This is a genomic window from Agromyces sp. LHK192, from assembly GCF_004006235.1.
In the GTDB taxonomy this organism is placed as follows: domain Bacteria; phylum Actinomycetota; class Actinomycetes; order Actinomycetales; family Microbacteriaceae; genus Agromyces.
The window spans coordinates 2,549,925-2,568,054 of record NZ_CP034753.1 but is presented as its reverse complement, the minus strand read 5'-3'; the positions used below and the strand labels follow the sequence as shown (position 1 = coordinate 2,568,054).

Genomic DNA, 18,130 nt, shown 5'->3' with positions numbered 1-18,130 from the left:
CGAGGCATCCGCGTCGCCGCCCCGCGTCTAAGCTTGAGGATCGTGACGGACGCACCGATCGGCATCTTCGACTCCGGCGTCGGCGGGCTGACCGTCGCACGCGCGGTGATGGACCAGCTGCCGCACGAGTCCGTCCTGTACGTCGGCGACCTCGAGCACTCGCCCTACGGGCCGAAGAAGATCGCGGATGTCCGGCGCTACGCGCTCGCCGTGCTCGACGACCTCGTCGCCCAGGGCGTGAAGATGCTCGTGATCGCGTGCAACACGGCCTCGGCGGCGATGCTGCGCGACGCGCGCGAGCGCTACGACGTGCCGGTCGTCGAGGTGATCCAGCCGGCCGTGCGCCGTGCGGTCGCGGCCACGAAATCAGGCCGGGTGGGGGTCATCGGCACGCAGGGCACGATCCAGTCCCGTGCCTACGACGACGCGTTCGCCGCGGCACCGCACCTCGAACTCACGACCCGGGCGTGCCCGCGGTTCGTCGAGTTCGTCGAGGAGGGCGTCACCACGGGTGACGAGGTGCTGAGCGTCGCCGAGGAGTACCTCGCGCCGCTCAAGCGCGCCGGTGTCGACACGCTCGTGCTCGGCTGCACGCACTACCCGTTCCTCAAGGGGGCGATCTCCTACGTCATGGGGGAGGACGTCACCCTCGTCTCCAGCGACGTCGAGACCGCCAACGACGTCTACCGGGTCCTCGTCGGCCGTGGCATGGAGCGCCGCGACCCGGCGCCGCCCACCCGCCGGTACGAGGCCACGGGGGAGTCGACCGACGCGTTCCTCGACCTCGCCAACCGGCTCATCGGCCCCGAGATCCCGAGCGTCGAGCTCGTGCAGACCGGAGCCATCCACCTCCCGAAAGGACTCCTCACGTGACCGATCTCATCCGCGCCGACGGCCGCACCCCCGACCAGCTGCGCGAGGTCGTCATCGAACGCGGCTGGAGCGCCCACGCCGAGGGCAGCGCGCTCATCTCGTTCGGCCGGACCAAGGTGCTCTGCACGGCCAGCTTCACGAACGGCGTGCCGCGTTGGATGAACGGTTCCGGCAAGGGATGGATCACCGCCGAGTACTCGATGCTGCCCCGCTCGACGAACACCCGCAACGATCGCGAGAGCGTGAAGGGCCGCATCGGCGGACGCACGCACGAGATCTCGCGGCTCATCGGGCGCAGCCTCCGTGCCGTCGTCGACACGAAGGGGCTCGGCGAGAACACCATCCAGATCGACTGCGACGTGCTGCAGGCCGACGGCGGCACGCGGACGGCGGCCATCACCGGCGCCTACGTCGCGCTCGCGGACGCGATCGAGTGGGCGCGCGAGAAGAAGTTCGTCGGCCAGAAGGCCAAGCCGCTCATCGACACGGTCTCGGCTGTCTCCGTGGGCATCATCGACGGCACGCCGATGCTCGACCTCGCGTACGTCGAGGACGTGCGGGCCGAGACCGACATGAACGTCGTCGCGACCGGCAGGGGCCTGTTCGTCGAGGTGCAGGGCACGGCCGAGGGCGCGCCGTTCGATCGGCGCGAACTCGACGCGCTGCTCGACCTCGCGCTCGGCGGCACCGCCGACCTCGCGGTCATCCAGGCTGCCGCGCTCGCGGCGCAGGGGGAGTGACGATGGCGCTCGAGGTCGTGCTCGCCACCCACAACCAGCACAAGGTCGCGGAGTTCCAGCGCATCATCGGCGAGCGGATCGCCGGCGTGACCGTGCTGGCCTACGACGGACCCTCGCCGGTCGAAGACGGCACGAGCTTCGCCGAGAACGCCCTGATCAAGGCACGCGCCGCAGCCGCGCACACCGGACGGATCGCGCTCGCCGACGACTCCGGGCTGTGCGTCGACATCATGGGCGGCGCGCCGGGCATCTTCTCGGCGCGCTGGGCGGGCATGCTCGCGGCCGACGAGCCGAACGTCCGGCTGCTGCTCGACCAGCTCGCCGACGTGAAGCGACCCGACCGCGGCGCTGCGTTCCACTGCTCGATCGCCCTGGTCGTGCCCGACGGTGCCGTGCCCGGCCTCGCGGCGCAGGAGTCGGTCGCCGAGGGGCGGTGGCCGGGGTCGCTCGCGTACGAGCCGCGCGGTTCGCACGGGTTCGGCTACGATCCGATCTTCGAGCCCGAGGGCTACGAGGTGACCGCGGCCGAGCTGCTGCCCGCGCAGAAGAACGAGATCAGCCATCGCGCGCGGGCGTTCGAGGCGCTCATCCCGGAGCTCGGGCGGGTGGCATCCGGGGCGGCGTGATCGCCCGCTGAGAACGCGAGTCGTTACGACTTCCATCTTCGGGTGATCGGCGGAATCCGGCCTACGCTGGACGAGCCATGGGACACGATCACGCGCATCACGCATCAGCGGGGGCATCCGACCGGATGCGTCTCGGCGTCGCCATCGGCATCGTCGGCGTCGTCCTCGTCCTCGAGGTCGTCGGCGCCTGGCTGAGCGGCTCGCTGGCGCTCCTCGCCGACGCCGGTCACATGCTCTCCGACCTGATCGGCCTCGTGATCGCCCTCGTCGCCGCGTTCGTCGCCGCGCGGCCGGCCACCGATCGGCAGACCTTCGGCTACCAGCGGGTCGAGGTGTTCGCGGCGCTGGTGAACGGCGTGATCCTGCTCGTCGTCGCGGCGACGGTCACGATCGAGGCGTTCGGACGCCTGACGGCGGCCGAACCGCCCGAGGTGCAGACCGTGCCGATGCTGCTCGTCGCGGCCGTCGGCCTCGTCGCGAACCTCGTCGCGCTCGCCGTGCTGCGCGGCGGCTCGCGCGAATCGCTGAACATGCGCGGCGCCCTGCTCGAGGTGTTCGGCGACCTCCTCGGATCGATCGCGGTGATCGCGGCGGGCCTCGTCATGCTGACCACGGGATTCGCGCTGGCCGACGCGGTGGCGTCGCTGCTCATCGCCGCGATGATCGTGCCGCGCGCGATCCTGCTGCTGCGAGACGTCGTGCGGGTGCTGAGCGAATCGGCACCTGCCGACACCGACGTCGCCGAGATCCGCGAGCACCTGATGGGGACGCCGGGTGTGGTCGCCGTGCACGACGTGCACGTGTGGCAGATCACGTCGGGGTCGCCGGTGTTCAGCGCGCACGTCGAGGTCGATCCCGAGGTGTTCGCGTCGGGTCGGGCCGGCGATCTGCTCGACGAACTGGGCGGATGCCTCAGCGAGCACTTCGACGTCGGACACTCGACGTTCCAGCTCGAGCCGGCGGGGCACTCCGGGCGCTCCGGGCGGGAGCACGCGGCGCACCCCTAGGGGCGGGCGCGGCGGGCGGGCGCGGGCCGGGCGGGCGCGGTCGGACGGGCCCGCGGATGCTACTTCGCGTCGTCCTCGTCGTGATGCGGTCCGCGCTCGAACACGTCGGGGTCGAGCACGAGCTCCTGCGCCTCGGCCTCGTCGGTCACGACGTCCTCGCCGGCCGCCGCGGCCTTCTTCGCCTTCGACCGCTCGCGGAAGTAGTGCCACAGGGTCACGAGCGCCGTGCCCCCGACCGCGGCGAGCAGGATGAGGTCGATGTACTCCTTCACGAACCACGCGACCGGCGGGATGAAGCCGATGAGGTACCCGAACATCGTGAGTCCGAAGCCCCAGAGCACCGCGCCGATGAAGTTGTAGAGCGTGTACTTGCCCTTGTGCATGTGGCCGACGCCGGCGGCGACCGGCGCGAACGTGCGCACGATGGGCACGAATCGGGCGAGGATGATCGTGAGGCCGCCGAAGCGCTCGAAGAAGGCGTTCGTGCGTTCGACGTTCTTGACGCTGAAGAGCCCGGACTCCTTCCGTTCGAAGATCGACGGTCCGGCCTTGTGGCCGATGTAGTACCCGACTTCACCACCGAGGAACGCGGCGAGGCCGATCAGCAGTGCGACCCACCACACCGAGATGCCGAACACGCCGTCCGGTCCGCCGGTGCCGGGGTGCGCGAGCAGCCCCGAGATGACGAGCAGCGTGTCGCCCGGCAGCAGGAAGCCGACGAGCAGGCCCGTCTCGGAGAACACGATCGCGCAGACCACCAACAGCGCCCAGGGGCCCGCGCCGGCGATGATCGTCTCCGGGTCCAGCCACGGGATGAGGGCGGTGTGGATCACGCGATTGGCTCCTGTCGTCGGCTGGGCGATGCCCGGCACGGTCATGGACGGCGGGGACTCGGTGCAGTCTACCGAGCCGATCCCGGCGCCGCCCTGTGCATCGGCCGAATCATCCGATCGGATGACCGACGTCGTGCCGGTGCCGCTTCCGACGGGTCGGGCGGCGGCGCCCTCGCGTCAGGCGCTTCGGACGGTGGAGCCCAGCGCCTCGAAGATCGCGCCGTTCATGCGGAAGGAGGCGCGCGCCTCGTCGATGAGCACGTCGACCTGATCGGCGTCGAGCGCGAGCGCGTTCATCGCCTCGCGATAGCGGCGCTTGTACCGGACGGGACCCTCGTCGCCCAGGTCGAAGTCGTAGAAGCTCAGCTGCTCGGCCGTGGCGCCGTAGTGACGCGCCACGAGCGCGGCGATCGCCTGGCCGCCCGAGAGGTCGCCGAGATAGCGCGTGTAGTGGTGTGCGAGGTACCGGACGTCATCGTCGGAGACGGAACGCAGGTGCATGGCGTACGCAGCGGTCGCGGGGAGGGCCGGGTGCGTCCGGCGCCAGTCGGCCGCACCGAGTGCTGCGAGGTCGGCCTCGATCGCGGCGAACCGGGCGAGCTTCGGGTCGAAGACCGCGGGGTCGCCGACCCGGCTGCCGCGCTCCTCGAGCGCCTCGTAGACCCATGCGAACTGGGCGAGGTATGCCGTGTAGTCGGCCAGCGAGAGCTCGCCGCCCATGAGTCGCGTGACGAAGCCACGCGTCTCGGCGTTGCGGTGGTCGTCGGCGGTGGCTTCGCGCACGATGGTCGCGATGTCGAGCGGGTCGGCGACGGCCAGGGTGTCCGCAGGGGCGGCGGTGGTCATGGGCAGATCCTTCGAACGACAGTTAGGTAAGCCTATCTTACGCACGGATGCCGCTCCGGCCGTGCGTCCAGGCGATGTCGGACGTGGATCGTAACCTGCCCGACATGGAGTTCGGGTTCATCTACACCGGCACCGATCCGGAGACGGCGGTCGAGCTGGCGCAACTCGCCGAAGCCCACGGCTGGCACGGCTTCTTCGTCTGGGAGGGCATCTGGGCGACCGATCCGTGGGCGACGCTCGCGGCGGCTGCGGTCACGACCGACCGCATCCGCCTCGGCACGATGCTGACGCCGGTGCCGCGCCGGAGACCGTGGGAACTCGCCGGGCAGGCCATGACCGTCGACCGGCTGTCGGGCGGACGCGTCATCCTGTCGGCCGGGCTCGGTGTCGGCGAGGACGTCGAGGCTCGGTTCTGGACGTTCGAGGACGATCCTGGCCGACGCGTTCGCGCGGAGCTCCTCGACGAGTCGCTCGACCTGCTCGGTCACCTCTGGCGCGCCGAGCCGTTCGAGTACGAGGGTGATCACTACCGTGCGCGCCGCACCGATCAGATGCTGCCGCCGACGCCGGTGCAGCAGCCGCGCATCGAGACCTGGGTCGTCGGCATGTGGCCCCGGCCGAAGTCCATGCGCCGGGTCGTGCACGCCGACGGGTGGATCCCGAACTACGCTCCGCCGGGCGCCGAACTCTCCGGTCCCGAGGTGCAGGCGGCGGCCTATACGCCCGAGATCGCCGCGGAGGCGGTCGGCTGGATCCGTCGTGAGCGCGAGGCGGCGGGCCTCGGCGACCGGCCGTTCGCCGTCGTGCAGGAGGGCACGACGAGCGCGACCGATGCGACCGCCGCCGCAGCGACGGTGCGGCCGTGGCTGGAGGCCGGTGCGACCTGGTGGCTGGAGTCCGACTGGAGCGTGCCCGCCGAACGCATCACCGAGGTCTCGCGCACACGGATCCTCGCGGGTCCGCCGACGGGCTGAATCCGCCGACGGTCATCGTCCGACATGGGTCGATCTATCGTGCGGGCCTCAGTTCCAGCTGACGGCCGCGGCGGTCGGGCCGACGCGGCCACCCTCGACGTATCTGACCTCGAGCGTGCTGCCCCGCGGCGTCCACGCGAGATCGGACGACCGTCCGCTTCCGGAGATCGGTGCTCGCTGAACCGAGGCCCCGTCGACGAGGATCTCGACCTTCGCCCCAGGTTGCCCGGAAACGACGATGAACGTCAGCCGCCCGATCCGGAACACGTCCAGCCGAGGCGTCTCGAGCACGATCTCGCCCGTGGCATCCGTCGAGGTGTTCCCGGCGGGATCGACCTGCCGCGCCGAGTACGCGGTCGTACCCGCTGGGATCCCGGTCAACTCGAGCGACCATGCGCCGGCGGCATCCGCGGTCGTCGTCGCCGTGGCGCCTCCGGCGGTCACCATGACGGATGCCCCGGGCTCCGCGGTCCCGGCGAACCGGGGCATGACCCGGCCTCCTGCCGTATCCAAGACGGTCACCGCGGGCGCTTCGGCGACGGTGTCGGCGGGCGTCGGATCGGGATCGGGATCGGGAGTCGGATCGGGATCGGGATCGGGATCGGGAGCCGGGTCGGGATCGGGAGCCGGATCCGGCGTCGACGGGACGGGCTGGTTCGCGTCGCCCTCGACCGGTGCTTCCGGGGTCGGATCGGTGCGCGCGTCCGGCTCGGTCCGCGGTGCGGCCTCCTCCGGTGAGACCGGCGCCGGCGTGGGTTGCGCAGCAGGCGGCGTCGCGGGTTCGGCGACCGGCGGCACGGCCTTCGGTGCGCTCGCGGATCCGGCGCGGTCTCCCGCCGCAGGCTCGACCGCGGTGGCGGAGTCCGTGCCCGCTGCAGGCGGTTCGTCCGACCACGGTGACATCACGAGTGCGGTGACGACGGCTGCGGTCGCAGCGACCGCCGCGACGGCACCGAGGACGACGCCGGTGGTGGTGACGGCGACGCCGCTGCTCGCGACGGCCGAGGAGGACGCAGCCGTCGTTCCCCCGGCGCTCGCGCCGCCGGCGCCGCCGCTCCCGGTGGCGGCCGAGCCGCCGCTGCCGGAGGCCGCCGCCGCGCCGGAGGCGGGGTCAGGTCCGACGGTGATCGAGATCGGCATCGCCCCGGCGCCGTCGACGCCCGCGGCGAGGTTCGCGACCGGTGCGCCCTGCTGCACCCACGCGCTGTACGCGGTCGCTCCGGTGACACCGGCCGCGAGCGGCAGGAGCACGAGCGCGAGGCGGGAGCCGACCTCGCGGGCCTCCGACGCGACGATGGTGCACTTCGCGCAGTCGTCGAGATGCCGCTCGAGCTTCGCGGTGTCGCGGGTGCCGAGCTTGTTCCGCGTGTAGGCGCCGAGCCGTTCGATCGTCCACCGGCACTGCTCGTCGTCGGCGTTGCGCAGGTGCGCGGTGATCCATGCCTGGCGGAGGCCCTCGCGTGCCCGGTAGGCGAGCGCCGCGGTACTGTTCGCGCTCATGCCGACGAGCGGGGCGACCTGTGCGGGGGTCATCTGCTCGACCTCGCAGTACCAGAGCACCTCCTGCCAGCGGGTCGGCAGTGAACGGAACGCCGTCGCGGTGAGGCTCCGGTCGAGGGCGTCGAGCGTCTGCGACTCGGTCGTGTGCTCGGCTTCGAGCTCCTCGAGCGTGTCGAGGGTGGTCTCCCGGTTGCGGCGACCCCACGATGCCGCCGTGTTGCGGATGGTCGTGAACAGGTAGGGCCGGAACGGTCCGGTCGGTCCGCCGCCGCGTTGGATCGAGTCGTAGATGCGGGTGAACGACTCGGCTACGAGGTCGTCGGGGTCGAGCGAACTGAACGAGCGTGCGACCGTGCGGCCCGACTGCGCATGGCGTTGCCAGAGCTCGCCGTATGCCGACCGATCGCCCGAACGGGTCCGCTGCACGAGGTCCGTGTCGGACCGTTCGGTGACCGGGGGCATCGGGATCTCCTGGGGGTCGGAGCGGGGCTTTTCGGGGCCGCATGGGCGGCGTGGGGTTCAGTGCGCGGTGCTGTGGTGCAGCTCCTATGATGCACGACGCACGAAGGTCCTGATCATGACGCGAGAACGCCGGGCGGGGCGAAACGGGGGACTTGCGCTCCATCGATCTCGGAGTACATTCATTGCGGAGCTTCCACACGTTCCACCCGCCGCGCGGGTGATCCGAGGGGTCGACGAGGACGTCGGCAACCTCGTCGAGACCTCGCGCGGCGTTCCCATTCCGTTCTGACGCCTCTCCCTTCCGGGGGAGGCGTCAGCGGTTTCCGGTGCCGCGCCCGAGCGGGATCCGGCGAGCTGTGCGGAATCGACCTTCCACTATCTTGCGACGCAAGATAGTGTGGGCCGCATGACCGGCGACCCGACCGCACAGCTGCGCAGGGGCGTGGCCGAACCGTGCGTGCTTGCGCTGTTGCGCGACCGACCGCGGTACGGGTGGGAGCTCGCGGAGACGCTCGGCGACCGCGGCCTCGTCGCGAGCATCGGCACGCTCTATCCGCTCCTCGCACGGCTCCGCGGCCAGGGCCTGGTCGAGACGTTCGAGCAGACCTCCGACGCGGGGCCGAATCGCCGGTACTACCGGCTCACCGACGCCGGCAGGCGAGAGCTCGAAGGCTTCCGATCGCGCTGGGCGGACTTCCGTACGACCGTCGACGACCTCCTGGAAGGGGAGCACGCATGACGAACGACACCCGCCCGCAGGTCGTGCGCGGCTACCTCCGCGAGCTCGACGCCGAGCTCGCGGGACTGCCCGACGCGACTCGCCGCGACATCGTCGACGGCGTCGCCGGCGACCTCGACGGGCTCGACCCGGCCGCGGCGGCCGCTCGCATCGAGCAGCTCGGCGACCCGGCCGCCATCGCTGCTGAGGCCCGGGCCGGCTTCGAGGGGGAGGCATCCGGATCACGTATCGCCGTCGACGCAGCCGAGCGGATGCCTCCCGCAGTCGCGGTCGCGGAGGCATCCGACGGCGTCGCGCTCGACCGGCGCGACCCGGTCGTGAGTCGCGGGTGGTACGTCGTCGTGACGTCGGTCGCGGTCGCGGTCGGCGGGTTCGTGATCCCGATCCTCGGCTGGGTCGTCGGGATCGCCCTCATGTGGCTGTCGACCGCGTGGTCCCGCGTCGAGAAATGGGTGGCCACGCTGCTGCCGGTCGGGCTGATCGTCGTCGTCGCGGTGATCCAGGGGATCGGCGCACTCATCGAGCAGGGGCGGCGAGCCGCCCTCGGCGCCGAACCGGCCGGACCCGACCTGCCGTTCGCGTTCGTCGGCTGGCACACGATCGTGCTCTTGCCCTTCGTCTACGTGGTCGTCGGCATCTGGCTGCTCGTGCGCGGACTGCGACGGCGCTGAGCCGCGGCGGCGCGGCCCCGGGTGGCCGACGACCGGCATACGCGGCGCTCAGCGGCGATCAGCCGCGCCGCGACCGCACGTGCTTCACGACGAGCTGCACCGCCACCGCGGTCAGGAACACCGAGAACGCCGCGTTCGACCAGAACGGCGTCAGCGCGTGCGAGGTGAGCACGCCGAGCGGTGACGCCGCGCACGCCGAGAGGCCGACGATCACGGCGACGCGCAGGTCGACGTTGCGTCGCCGGGTGTTGCCGATCGTCGCCGAGATCGAACCCGGCACCATCATGAGCAGCGACGTGCCCTTCGCGACGACGTCGCTGGCCCCGAAGAAGAACATGAGCACGGGTGTCGTGATGATGCCGCCGCCCACGCCGAACAGGCCCGAGAGGATGCCGGTGACGACGCCCGTGACGATGAGCAGTGCGCCGGTGAGCACGTCGAGCGCGATCGCGTCGTCGCGCTGCGGTACGACGATCCACAGGCTGACCACGACCACGCCGAGGAAGGCCACGAACGACCAGAACAACGGTTCACGGGGCAGGCGCGCGAGCAGCCAGGTGCCGATCTGGGCACCTCCGACCACCCCGATCGCGAGCAGCAGCCCGGCGACCCAGTCGACGTCGCCGGTGAGCGAGTAGCCGATCGCGCCCACCACGGCCGACGGCAGGATCGCGGCCACGCTCGTGCCTGCGGCGACGCGCTGGTCGACGCCGAGCAGGAGCAGCAGCGGCACGACGACGGTGCCGCCGCCGACGCCGAAGAGTCCGGAGAGGTACCCCGCGGCGAGCCCGATGCCGATGAGGGCGAGCAGGGGCGGTCGGATGGTGGGGGAGCTGTGGGCGTTGCGTGGGTTCATGGTGATCGGAATGGCGCCGGCCGAGGCATCCGGTCGGTGCATCCAGTGCGGAAGGAGGGACTTGAACCCTCACGCCCGAAGGCACAGGAACCTAAATCCTGCGTGTCTGCCGATTTCACCACTCCCGCGAGTGCCCGTTCAGTCTAGGCGGCGGGCGCCGGGCTGCCGGTTCGGCGGGTTGCCGTGACGGCGGGTCAGGCCGCGGTGCGGGCAGCGCGTGCCCGGTCGAGCGCGAGCGCCGCGGCGAACAGCACGACGCCGACGAAGGCGAGCACGAGGTCGAGTCCGAACTGCAGCACCAGGAATGCCGGGACGAACGCCGCGGCGGCAGCCGCGACGACCGCGCCTGCGCTCGGGCGACGCCGACCCTCGGGGATCGCGACCGAGACCTGCTCGAACCGTGCGAGCGGCAGCGAGATCGCCCATACGGCGGCCAGCACGGCGACGAACACGACGGGGCGGCTCCACCACCAGGCGGGGCTCGCGGGTTCGGGGGCGGCGCTCGGGATCAGCAGGGTGAGTCCGGCGACGGCGATGATGACGGGCAGGTGCCAGAGGTAGATCGTCATGGCCCGGGAGCCGACGGTGAACACGATCGCCTGCATCGCCCGCACGCGCATGAGCGCCATGAGCGGCTGCGCGACGAGCGTGAGCAGGGCGATCTGCGCGATGCCGAGCAGGGCGAGCGGCACCGTCGGCGGGTTCAGGTTCACGAGCATGTCGGGCGAGTACCAGCCGGCGTCGACGACGAGCCAGACCAGCAGATAGGCGACTGCGGCGATCGCGACCAGTTGAGGTGCCGTGCGGCGGCGGAACCAGCCGTCGGCGTACCAGAACCCGAGCTGCTGCACGAACGCCCAGACGAAGACGAGGTTGACGAGTCCGATCTCGTCGATGCCGGTGACGATGCGGGCGGCGTCGACGGCGACCGCGCCGAGCGCGAGCCCGGCGAGGGTCAGCCAGCGCGACCGCTCGTGCAGGTGCGCGAGCACGGGCGTGAGGCTCTGTGCGAGCAGGTAGGCCGCGAGGAACCACAGCGGGGTGCCGGCTCCGGTGGCGACCGTGTCGACAAGTTCGCGGTCGACGCCGGCGAGCGTCGCGCCGCCGATCGCGAGCGTGAAGAACACGAACAGCGGCAGCGCCGGAGCGGCGAGGCGCAGGGTGCGGCCGCGCACGAAGTCCCACGCGTCGCCGCCTCGCTTGCGCAGGCTCTTCCACGCGGTGATCGCGGTGAACCCGCCGAGTGCGAAGAACAGGGGCATGACCTGGCCGAACCAGGTCGCCGCGGCGAACCACGGCTGCGCCTCGAGCGGCCGGGACACGACGACGGCGCCGGACGCGTCGAGCCCGACGCCGATCATGAGCAGGTGGACGACGACCACGAGCAGGATGCACCAGACCCGGGCGAGGTCGACGACGAGGTCGCGGCGGGCGAGCTTCGCGGCGCGCGGGTCGGTGCGGTTCTGCTGGGTCATGGGACTCCGGATGGGGCCGCGGCGGCGCCTGCGGCCGGTGGAACAGGCCCCACGAGTGTACTGCCGGTCGGCGGGGCATCCGCTGATCTCCACAGGACCTGCGGCGGCGTCGGTGGGGCGGATTAGCGTCGAAGGGGTCCGAACGATCTCGATGGAGAGGAGCCATGATGACCATCGGAGTGGCGACGCCCTACGGCCATGTCGGATCCCACGTGCTGCGACTGCTCGCGCAGGCGGGTGAGCGCGCGCGGGCGCTCGCGCACGATCCGGAGAAGCTCGAAGCCGCGGCGGCCGAGCACGTCGACGTGGTCCGGATGGATGCGTGGGACGAGGCATCCGTCGTCGAGGCGACGCGCGGACTCGACGCGCTGTACTGGGTGAGCCCGACCGCGGCCGAACGCGACCCGATCGAGGCGCACGCTGAGGCGGCGGGCCATCTCGCCACGGCAGTGCGGGCGAACGGCATCGATCGCGTGGTGTTCCAGTCGAGCGGCGGTGCCGAGCAGCGGCACGGCGTCGGCGAGATCGACGGACTCGCCGCGACCGAGGTCGCACTCGACGCCACGGATGCCTCGGTCACCCACCTGCGCTGCGGCTACTTCTTCACGAACCTGCTGATGGACCTCGACTCGATCGGCGCGGGCACGCTCGCGACGGCGATGGACCTCGACCGCCCGATGCCCTGGGTCGCGCCGGCCGACATCGCCGCGGTCGCGGCCGCGCGGCTGCTCTCGACGTCGTGGCGCGGCCGGCACGTGCAGGGCGTGCACGGCCCCGAGGACCTGTCGTGGCGGCAGGTCGCCGAGCGACTGTCGGCCGTGCTCGGGCACCCGGTCGAGCCGCAGCAGCTCACCGATGACGACGTGCGCGCGCAGCTGCTCGGCTTCGGCCTGCCCGAGGCGAACGTCGAGGCGATCGTGGGCATGACCGCTGGGACCCGCGAGATCGTCGAGCCCGAGATCCCGCGCTCGTACGTGACGACCACCCCGACGACGCTCGAGGGGTGGGCGGTGACGAACCTGGCGTAGCCGGCGGCACGGGCCTCAGAACCCGCCGGGCGGCATGACCGGCACGAGCCCCTGCACCTGCGCCTCGGGCGGCACCACGGTGGCGGTGAACGGCTGCCCGGCGACGTCGGCCAGCGCCGACGCGTACTCCTCGATCACGAGCACGCGCGGCGGCGTCGCCGTGCCGCTGAGGCCCGACGCGACGACGACGATCGTGGTGTCGATCGCGGGGTGGTACCGCACGACGGTGTTGTATCCGGGGATGTTGCCGTGGTGGCCGATCCAACCGTCGCGGCACACCAGCGCCTGTCCGTAGAACTCGCGCGGCCCGAGCGTCGAGGTCGCGAACGACTCGAGGCGTTCGACCTGGGCGGATGCCTCGAGCACGCCCTGCCCGGTGGCGAGCGCCCTGCCCCAGGCGAGCAGGTCGTCGAGGTCGCTGGTCATCGCGCCGGCTGCGCCGGCCGAACTCGGGCTCCAGTCGGTCGCGTCGACCCACTCGGGCGAGGCTCCGGCGGCCGGGGTGACGACGGCGGGCAGGGTGTATCCCTGCATCCGCGGCGATGGAAGGGTGTTGTCGGCCGGGTACGCCGTCTCGGCGAGTGCGAGCGGTTCGAGCACCTCGGCTCGGATCACGTCGGTCAGCCGCTCGCCGGTCACCTGTTCGACGACGAGGCCGAGGAGGATGAAGTTCGTGTTCGAGTACTCCATGTTCGTGCCGGGCGGGAACGACGTCGGCATCGACCACGCGTACTCGAGCAGCCGGTCGGGGCTCCATTCGGCTTCGGGGTCGGCGAGCATCTCGAGGCCCCACTGCTCGTCGTCGGAGTAGTTGCCGAGCCCGCTGCGCATCGTGATGAGTTCGCGCAGGGTGATGCGCGATCCGTTGGGCACGTCGGGCACGTAGTCGTCGATCGGGTCGTCGAGCGAGAGCCGCCCCTCGTCGGCCAATCGCAGCACCACGGTGCCGACGAACGACTTGGTGACCGACGCGATGCGCACGTGCTGGTCGGTCTCGGCGGCCGCGCCGGTCGCGAGGTCGGCCGTGCCGTACGCGGCGGTGAAGGTGCCGTCCGGCCCTCGGACGCCGACGATCGCGCCGGGCGCGACCTCGGCGACCTGGTGGAACACCGCGCTCGCCGCGTCGTCGTACCGGGCGGCGAGGTCGTCGTCGACCGGATGCCCCTCCTGCGTGTCGTCCTGACCGGCGACGGCCTCGGGATCGGCGACGCAGGCCGCGGCCGAGCCGTCGACCGGCGCGTGCGTCGCGGTGGGGGCAGGGCGCTCGTCGGATGCCGCGCCGCCGATGCAGGCGGTCAACGTGAGGGCGACGAGGCCCATGGCGGCGAGCGTCGCCGCACGTGTCGTGAACCGGTGCGCGCGCGTTCGTCGACCGCCCATGCGAACCCCCTCGACGGCGTGGAGCACGGCACCGGCGACCAGTTCGGGTTGATCGACCCCGGCGGAGCCGCCGGCCGAGGTGAGTGGAATCTAGCGGATGCCGAGTCGGCCCGCCATGCGCGTCGTTCAGCGTTCTCACCGCTCGTGCTCAGCACCGCGTCATCCCGCCGCGATAGGTTCTCGACGACCTGACCCCCACCCGGAGCGTGCGATGACCGACGACCCCACCCTGGGCCTCACGCTGAGCGGCGGGGCCGCCTTCGGCGCCGCCCACGTCGGCGTGCTGCAGGAACTCGCCGAACGGGGCATCCGCCCCGGGATCACGGCGGGCACGAGCTCGGGCGCCCTGGTTGCGGCAGCCTATGCGGCCGGATTCGACGTCTCGGGCATCGAGCGGGCGACGCGTGCGTTCCGGTGGCGTGACATCGCGCGATGGTCGTTCGCCCCGAGGCTCGGCCTGCTCGACGCGCGCGCACTCGACGAAGCCGTGCACCGGGTGTTCGGTGCGGATCCGCTGATCGAGACGCTGCCGCGCCGATTCGCCGCGGTCGCGACCGACCTGAGGACGCGCCGCACGGTCGCGATCGACTCGGGTCCGCTCAGCGTGGCGCTGCGCTCGACCATCGCCGTGCCGGGAATTCTCCCGCCGGTTCGACGCGACGGGGCGTGGCTCGCCGACGGCGGCATGCTCGACAACGTCCCGGTGGTCGCGACCCGCGCGCTCGGGGCATCGCGGGTCATCGTCGTGCGACTGCACGCGAAGTGGGAGAACGTGCGCATGATGCGCACCACGCGCGCCACCGCCGACCTCGAACGCGACCCGTCGGTCGTGCTCATCCAGCCGGAGATGGAGCGCATGGCGCAGTGGACGATGGCCGACGCGCCCCGGCTCATCGCCGAGGGTCGCCGTGCCGCGGCAGCCGCGCTCGACGCCGCAGCGTGGGTCGCGGGGCAGCCGGCCAGGTCCGATCGCGCGGAGGCGACCGCTCCGGCGTAGCCCGGCCGCGGCTGTGGATAATTCGGCGGCCCGCGAGCAGGTGCTCTCCAAGATGGAGCGCATGTCCGATCCCGTCCGCAGCATCGCCGAGCGCGTGCGCACCAGGGTCCTGCGGGACGGCGTCGACCTCACCCGCGACGAGTCGCTCGCCGCCCGCTACGCCCGCGACGAAGTGCGCCGGTACAACGAACTCGCCCTCGGCGGCGCGCACGACGGACTCCACGACGAGCTCGGAACCGAACGCGACGTGGTCGCCGAACTCACCGGCTACGGGCCGCTGCAACCGTTCTTCGACGATGCGAGTGTCGAGGAGATCTGGATCAACGGGCCGACGCGCGTCTTCGTCGCCCGCAACGGCGTCGCCGAGCTCACGAACGTCGTGCTCGGCGACCAGGAGATCCGGGAGCTGGTCGAGCGGATGCTGCAGCACTCGGGCCGCCGGGTCGACCTCAGCTCGCCGTTCGTCGATGCCTCGCTGCCCGACGGCTCGCGGCTCCACGTGGTGATCCCCGACGTCACGCGCGCGCACTGGTCGGTGAACATCCGTCGGTTCCAGCGGAGCATCCGCACCCTGCCGCAGCTCGTCGAACTCGGCGCGCTGACCCGCGAGGCCGCCGAGTTCCTGCGCATGAACGTGCTCGCCGGGGCCAACGTGCTCGTCTCCGGCGGAACGCACACCGGCAAGACGACGATGCTCAACGCCCTCATGTCGAACGCCCGCACCGGCGAACGCGTCGTCACCGTCGAGGAGACGTTCGAACTCGACCTCGACGTGCGGGACGTCGTGCAGATGCAGTGCCGGCAGCCGAGCCTCGAGGGCAGCGGAGAGATCACCCTGCGCCGGCTCATCAAGGAATCCCTGCGCATGCGACCCGATCGACTGCTCGTCGGCGAAGTCCGCGAGGCGGAGAGCCTCGACCTGCTGATCGCATTGAACTCGGGCTTGCCGGGCATGTGCACGATCCATGCCAACACGGCGCGCGACGCGCTCGTGAAGCTCTGCACCCTGCCGCTGCTCGCGGGGCGCAACATCGATTCGGGGTTCGTCGTGCCGACGGTCGCGAGCTGCATCGACCTCGTCGTGCACCTCTCGATCGATCGCCGGGGCATGCGTCGGGTCGAGGAGATCGCCATGACGACCGGGCAGGTGGTCGACGGCGCCGTCGAGGCGATCGCCGTGTTCGAGCGTCGTGACGGCGCACTCAGCGTCACCGGGGCTCGGCCGGCGCGACTGCAGAAGCTCACCGGTGCGGGGTTCGACCCCGAGATCGTCCTCGCCGCATGAGCGCGGCGCTGGGAGCACTGCTCGGTATCGGCGTGCTGCTCGCGATCTCCCCGCTGTTGTGGCCGGCCGCTCGCGGCAGGTCCGCCTCCGGCGAGTCCGGCACGCGTTCGGCGTCGGCGCGACTGCGGGACGACCTCAACCTGGCCGGCCTCGGATCGGTTCCGCACGGTGCGATCCTGGTCGTGATGCTCGTGCTCGGTGCGGTCATCGCAGCCGTCGTCCACGCGGTCCTCGCGCTGCCGGTGCTCACGGCGGTCGCCGGGATCCTCGGCGTCATGCTCGTCCCGTTCACGGTGCGAGCTCGAGCGACCCGTCGACGCGCGAGCAATCGCGCGGCGTGGCCGGAGGTCGTCGACCATCTCGTCGCCGCGGTGCGCTCGGGCATGTCGCTTCCCGATGCGATCGGTGCACTCGGCTCGCTCGGACCGGCGGCGACCCGAGAACCGTTCGCCGCGTTCGAGGCGGAGTATCGCCGGACCGGTGCGTTCGGGCCGGCGATCGATCGGCTGAAGAACCGGTTGGCCGATCCGGTCGCCGATCGAATCCTCGAGACGCTGCGGATGGCTCGCGAAGTCGGCGGCAGCGAGATCACGCACGTGCTGCGCGGACTGTCGGGATACCTCCGCGAGGATGCCGCGCTCCGCGCCGAGGTGCGCGCCCGACAGTCGTGGATCCGCAACGCCGCCCGTCTCGGTGTCGCCGCCCCGTGGGTGCTGCTGCTCGTGCTCGCCACGAAGCCGCAGACGATCGAGGCCTATGGCACGCCGATCGGCACCGCACTCCTGCTGGTGGGACTCGGACTCACGGTGGTCGCCTACCGCGCGATGATCGCCCTGGGGCGCATACCCGAGGAACGGCGGTGGTTCGCGTGAACGCGCCGACGACGCTCGCGATCGCGGTGGGCGCGCTCCTCGGTCTCGGTCTCTGGCTCCTGGTGGCTGCGACGCCGCGCATCGGGCGTCCCCGGCTCATGGAGCGCGTGGCGCCGTCGATCGCGGACATCTCGGAAGCCGCCCGCGAGTCGATGTTCCAACGCCGATCCGACCCGGCGCCCGTGATCGGCCTGCTCGTGCTGCCGGCCGTGCGAAGGCTGCGCGAGGTGCTCGGCCAGGTGCTCGGCGGCGACGCGACGATCGCCCGGAGGCTCCGTCAGGCACGATCCAGCACCTCGGTGGACCGTTGGCGTTCGGAGCAGTTGGCGGCGGCGGGCGTCGCCTTCGCCGTGGGATCCGCCCTCGCCGTGTTCGCGCCGTCCTTCCATGCACTTCCGACCGTCGTTCGCTTCACCGTGCCGGTCCTGGCCGCTGCGCTCGGAGCAATGGCGTTCGACTGGTGGCTGCAACGCAAGGCGCAGCGACGGATGGCCAGGATCTCCGCGGAGCTTCCCACCGTGCTGGAGTTCCTGACGCTGAGCCTCACCGCCGGGGAGGGGATCCTCGAGGCGATCCGGCGGGTCGCACGCGCCGGTTCCGGCGAACTCGCCGCTGAATTCGCGCAGGTCGCGGCAGCCGTGAGCACCGGCGTCCCGCTCGCGACCGCGCTCACCGAACTGCGGGACGGTCTTGCGCACCCGGCCCTGTCGCGCGCGCTCGATCAAGTGCTCGGGGCGCTCGAGCGCGGCGCGCCGCTCGCCGCGGTGTTGTCGGCGCAGGCGGGCGACGCCCGCGAGGAATCCAAGCGCACCATCATCGAACTCGCCGGTCGCAAGGAGATCGCCATGCTCGTCCCGCTGATCTTCCTGATCCTCCCGGTGACCGTCGCGTTCGCCTTGTTCCCCGGATATCTCGTGCTCAAAGCCGGATTCTGATGCCGGTGGACCACGACCTCGACCTCCAGAC

18 protein-coding genes and 1 tRNA gene are annotated in these 18,130 nt (G+C 71.6%); 12 read left to right on the top strand and 7 right to left on the bottom strand.

From position 1 onward, the window contains the following. Positions 1 to 42: 42 nt before the first annotated feature. The 4 genes from murI to ELQ40_RS11575 all read left to right on the top strand — a co-directional run bounded on the left by murI (position 43) and on the right by ELQ40_RS11575 (position 3,246). Positions 43 to 873 carry a glutamate racemase gene (gene murI, locus ELQ40_RS11590; protein ID WP_127793824.1) on the top strand — a complete coding sequence of 277 codons (831 nt, stop codon included), beginning with the start codon at positions 43 to 45 and terminating at the stop codon, positions 871 to 873. Next, on the top strand, positions 870 to 1,613 hold the full coding sequence (gene rph / locus ELQ40_RS11585) for a ribonuclease PH (RefSeq protein ID WP_127793823.1): 744 nt from the start codon (positions 870 to 872) through the stop codon (positions 1,611 to 1,613). The genes murI and rph overlap by 4 nt, the downstream gene beginning before the upstream one ends. Before the next feature lie 2 nt (positions 1,614 to 1,615). Next, on the top strand, positions 1,616 to 2,239 hold the full coding sequence (gene rdgB / locus ELQ40_RS11580) for an RdgB/HAM1 family non-canonical purine NTP pyrophosphatase (protein ID WP_127793822.1): 624 nt from the start codon (positions 1,616 to 1,618) through the stop codon (positions 2,237 to 2,239). Between the two features lie 77 nt (positions 2,240 to 2,316). Then, complete coding sequence (locus ELQ40_RS11575; RefSeq protein WP_127793821.1) at positions 2,317 to 3,246, top strand: cation diffusion facilitator family transporter; 930 nt, start codon at positions 2,317 to 2,319, stop codon at positions 3,244 to 3,246. A gap of 59 nt (positions 3,247 to 3,305) precedes the next feature. On the opposite strand, the gene ELQ40_RS11570 is transcribed toward ELQ40_RS11575, so the two are convergent. Together ELQ40_RS11570 and ELQ40_RS11565 are read right to left on the bottom strand one after the other, a co-directional pair. Continuing rightward, on the bottom strand, positions 3,306 to 4,076 hold the full coding sequence (locus tag ELQ40_RS11570; protein WP_240666039.1) for a DedA family protein: 771 nt from the start codon (positions 4,074 to 4,076) through the stop codon (positions 3,306 to 3,308). Between the two features lie 180 nt (positions 4,077 to 4,256). Beyond that, on the bottom strand, positions 4,257 to 4,925 hold the full coding sequence (locus tag ELQ40_RS11565) for a heme oxygenase (biliverdin-producing) (RefSeq protein ID WP_205649326.1): 669 nt from the start codon (positions 4,923 to 4,925) through the stop codon (positions 4,257 to 4,259). Positions 4,926 to 5,008: 83 nt separating this feature from the next. On the opposite strand from ELQ40_RS11565, the gene ELQ40_RS11560 reads away from it, so the two are divergent. Continuing rightward, on the top strand, positions 5,009 to 5,899 hold the full coding sequence (locus ELQ40_RS11560) for an LLM class flavin-dependent oxidoreductase (protein WP_205649325.1): 891 nt from the start codon (positions 5,009 to 5,011) through the stop codon (positions 5,897 to 5,899). 48 nt (positions 5,900 to 5,947) lie between these two features. Here ELQ40_RS11560 and ELQ40_RS11555 read toward each other — a convergent pair whose 3' ends face one another. Further along, on the bottom strand, positions 5,948 to 7,861 hold the full coding sequence (locus ELQ40_RS11555; protein WP_127793819.1) for a sigma-70 family RNA polymerase sigma factor: 1,914 nt from the start codon (positions 7,859 to 7,861) through the stop codon (positions 5,948 to 5,950). A 406-nt stretch (positions 7,862 to 8,267) separates the two neighbouring features. Between ELQ40_RS11555 and ELQ40_RS11550 the strand changes: the two genes are divergently transcribed. Together ELQ40_RS11550 and ELQ40_RS11545 are read left to right on the top strand one after the other, a co-directional pair. Then, positions 8,268 to 8,600, top strand: coding sequence for a PadR family transcriptional regulator (locus tag ELQ40_RS11550; RefSeq protein ID WP_127793818.1), 333 nt, complete (start codon positions 8,268 to 8,270; stop codon positions 8,598 to 8,600). Then, positions 8,597 to 9,271 (top strand): hypothetical protein, encoded by a 675-nt coding sequence (locus ELQ40_RS11545; protein ID WP_127793817.1) that lies wholly within the window; start codon positions 8,597 to 8,599, stop codon positions 9,269 to 9,271. Before ELQ40_RS11550 ends, ELQ40_RS11545 begins: the two co-directional genes overlap by 4 nt. A 58-nt stretch (positions 9,272 to 9,329) precedes the next feature. Here ELQ40_RS11545 and ELQ40_RS11540 read toward each other — a convergent pair whose 3' ends face one another. The 3 genes from ELQ40_RS11540 to ELQ40_RS11530 form a co-directional block, all read right to left on the bottom strand. Then, a complete protein-coding gene (locus ELQ40_RS11540; protein WP_127793816.1) occupies positions 9,330 to 10,127 on the bottom strand; it encodes a sulfite exporter TauE/SafE family protein in 798 nt (265 codons plus the stop codon). Between the two features lie 46 nt (positions 10,128 to 10,173). After that, positions 10,174 to 10,255, bottom strand: a tRNA-Leu gene (locus ELQ40_RS11535). 66 nt (positions 10,256 to 10,321) lie between these two features. After that, the gene (locus tag ELQ40_RS11530; RefSeq protein ID WP_127793815.1) at positions 10,322 to 11,602 is read right to left on the bottom strand and encodes an acyltransferase; all 1,281 of its coding nucleotides are present in this window, start codon (positions 11,600 to 11,602) and stop codon (positions 10,322 to 10,324) included. 167 nt (positions 11,603 to 11,769) lie between these two features. On the opposite strand from ELQ40_RS11530, the gene ELQ40_RS11525 reads away from it, so the two are divergent. Further along, positions 11,770 to 12,630 carry an NAD(P)H-binding protein gene (locus ELQ40_RS11525; RefSeq protein ID WP_127793814.1) on the top strand — a complete coding sequence of 287 codons (861 nt, stop codon included), beginning with the start codon at positions 11,770 to 11,772 and terminating at the stop codon, positions 12,628 to 12,630. A gap of 15 nt (positions 12,631 to 12,645) precedes the next feature. On the opposite strand, the gene ELQ40_RS11520 is transcribed toward ELQ40_RS11525, so the two are convergent. Next, positions 12,646 to 14,010 (bottom strand): serine hydrolase, encoded by a 1,365-nt coding sequence (locus ELQ40_RS11520; RefSeq protein WP_127793813.1) that lies wholly within the window; start codon positions 14,008 to 14,010, stop codon positions 12,646 to 12,648. Between the two features lie 211 nt (positions 14,011 to 14,221). Between ELQ40_RS11520 and ELQ40_RS11515 the strand changes: the two genes are divergently transcribed. From ELQ40_RS11515 to ELQ40_RS11500, 4 genes are all read left to right on the top strand, one after another. After that, positions 14,222 to 15,007: a patatin-like phospholipase family protein gene (locus tag ELQ40_RS11515; RefSeq protein WP_164863563.1), complete on the top strand. Its 786-nt coding sequence runs from the start codon at positions 14,222 to 14,224 to the stop codon at positions 15,005 to 15,007. Between the two features lie 61 nt (positions 15,008 to 15,068). Continuing rightward, positions 15,069 to 16,292: a CpaF family protein gene (locus tag ELQ40_RS11510; RefSeq protein ID WP_370296362.1), complete on the top strand. Its 1,224-nt coding sequence runs from the start codon at positions 15,069 to 15,071 to the stop codon at positions 16,290 to 16,292. After that, positions 16,289 to 17,164, top strand: a complete 876-nt coding sequence (locus ELQ40_RS11505) for a type II secretion system F family protein (protein ID WP_127793811.1) — start codon at positions 16,289 to 16,291, stop codon at positions 17,162 to 17,164. The genes ELQ40_RS11510 and ELQ40_RS11505 overlap by 4 nt, the downstream gene beginning before the upstream one ends. Next, positions 17,152 to 18,099 (top strand): type II secretion system F family protein, encoded by a 948-nt coding sequence (locus ELQ40_RS11500; RefSeq protein ID WP_240665758.1) that lies wholly within the window; start codon positions 17,152 to 17,154, stop codon positions 18,097 to 18,099. The genes ELQ40_RS11505 and ELQ40_RS11500 overlap by 13 nt, the downstream gene beginning before the upstream one ends. Positions 18,100 to 18,130 lie beyond the last annotated feature (31 nt).

Bases quoted from the DNA above. Each gene is read 5' to 3' on its own strand.
- ELQ40_RS11555 (WP_127793819.1), bottom strand. From the start codon at position 7,861: ATGCCCCCGGTCACCGAACGGTCCGACACGGACCTCGTGCAGCGGACC.
- ELQ40_RS11575 (WP_127793821.1), top strand. From the start codon at position 2,317: ATGGGACACGATCACGCGCATCACGCATCAGCGGGGGCATCCGACCGG.
- ELQ40_RS11510 (WP_370296362.1), top strand. From the start codon at position 15,069: ATGTCCGATCCCGTCCGCAGCATCGCCGAGCGCGTGCGCACCAGGGTC.
- ELQ40_RS11530 (WP_127793815.1), bottom strand. From the start codon at position 11,602: ATGACCCAGCAGAACCGCACCGACCCGCGCGCCGCGAAGCTCGCCCGC.
- ELQ40_RS11545 (WP_127793817.1), top strand. From the start codon at position 8,597: ATGACGAACGACACCCGCCCGCAGGTCGTGCGCGGCTACCTCCGCGAG.
- ELQ40_RS11505 (WP_127793811.1), top strand. From the start codon at position 16,289: ATGAGCGCGGCGCTGGGAGCACTGCTCGGTATCGGCGTGCTGCTCGCG.
- ELQ40_RS11520 (WP_127793813.1), bottom strand. From the start codon at position 14,010: ATGGGCGGTCGACGAACGCGCGCGCACCGGTTCACGACACGTGCGGCG.
- ELQ40_RS11525 (WP_127793814.1), top strand. From the start codon at position 11,770: ATGACCATCGGAGTGGCGACGCCCTACGGCCATGTCGGATCCCACGTG.
- ELQ40_RS11565 (WP_205649326.1), bottom strand. From the start codon at position 4,925: ATGACCACCGCCGCCCCTGCGGACACCCTGGCCGTCGCCGACCCGCTC.
- ELQ40_RS11515 (WP_164863563.1), top strand. From the start codon at position 14,222: ATGACCGACGACCCCACCCTGGGCCTCACGCTGAGCGGCGGGGCCGCC.
- ELQ40_RS11550 (WP_127793818.1), top strand. From the start codon at position 8,268: ATGACCGGCGACCCGACCGCACAGCTGCGCAGGGGCGTGGCCGAACCG.
- rdgB (WP_127793822.1), top strand. From the start codon at position 1,616: ATGGCGCTCGAGGTCGTGCTCGCCACCCACAACCAGCACAAGGTCGCG.
- ELQ40_RS11540 (WP_127793816.1), bottom strand. From the start codon at position 10,127: ATGAACCCACGCAACGCCCACAGCTCCCCCACCATCCGACCGCCCCTG.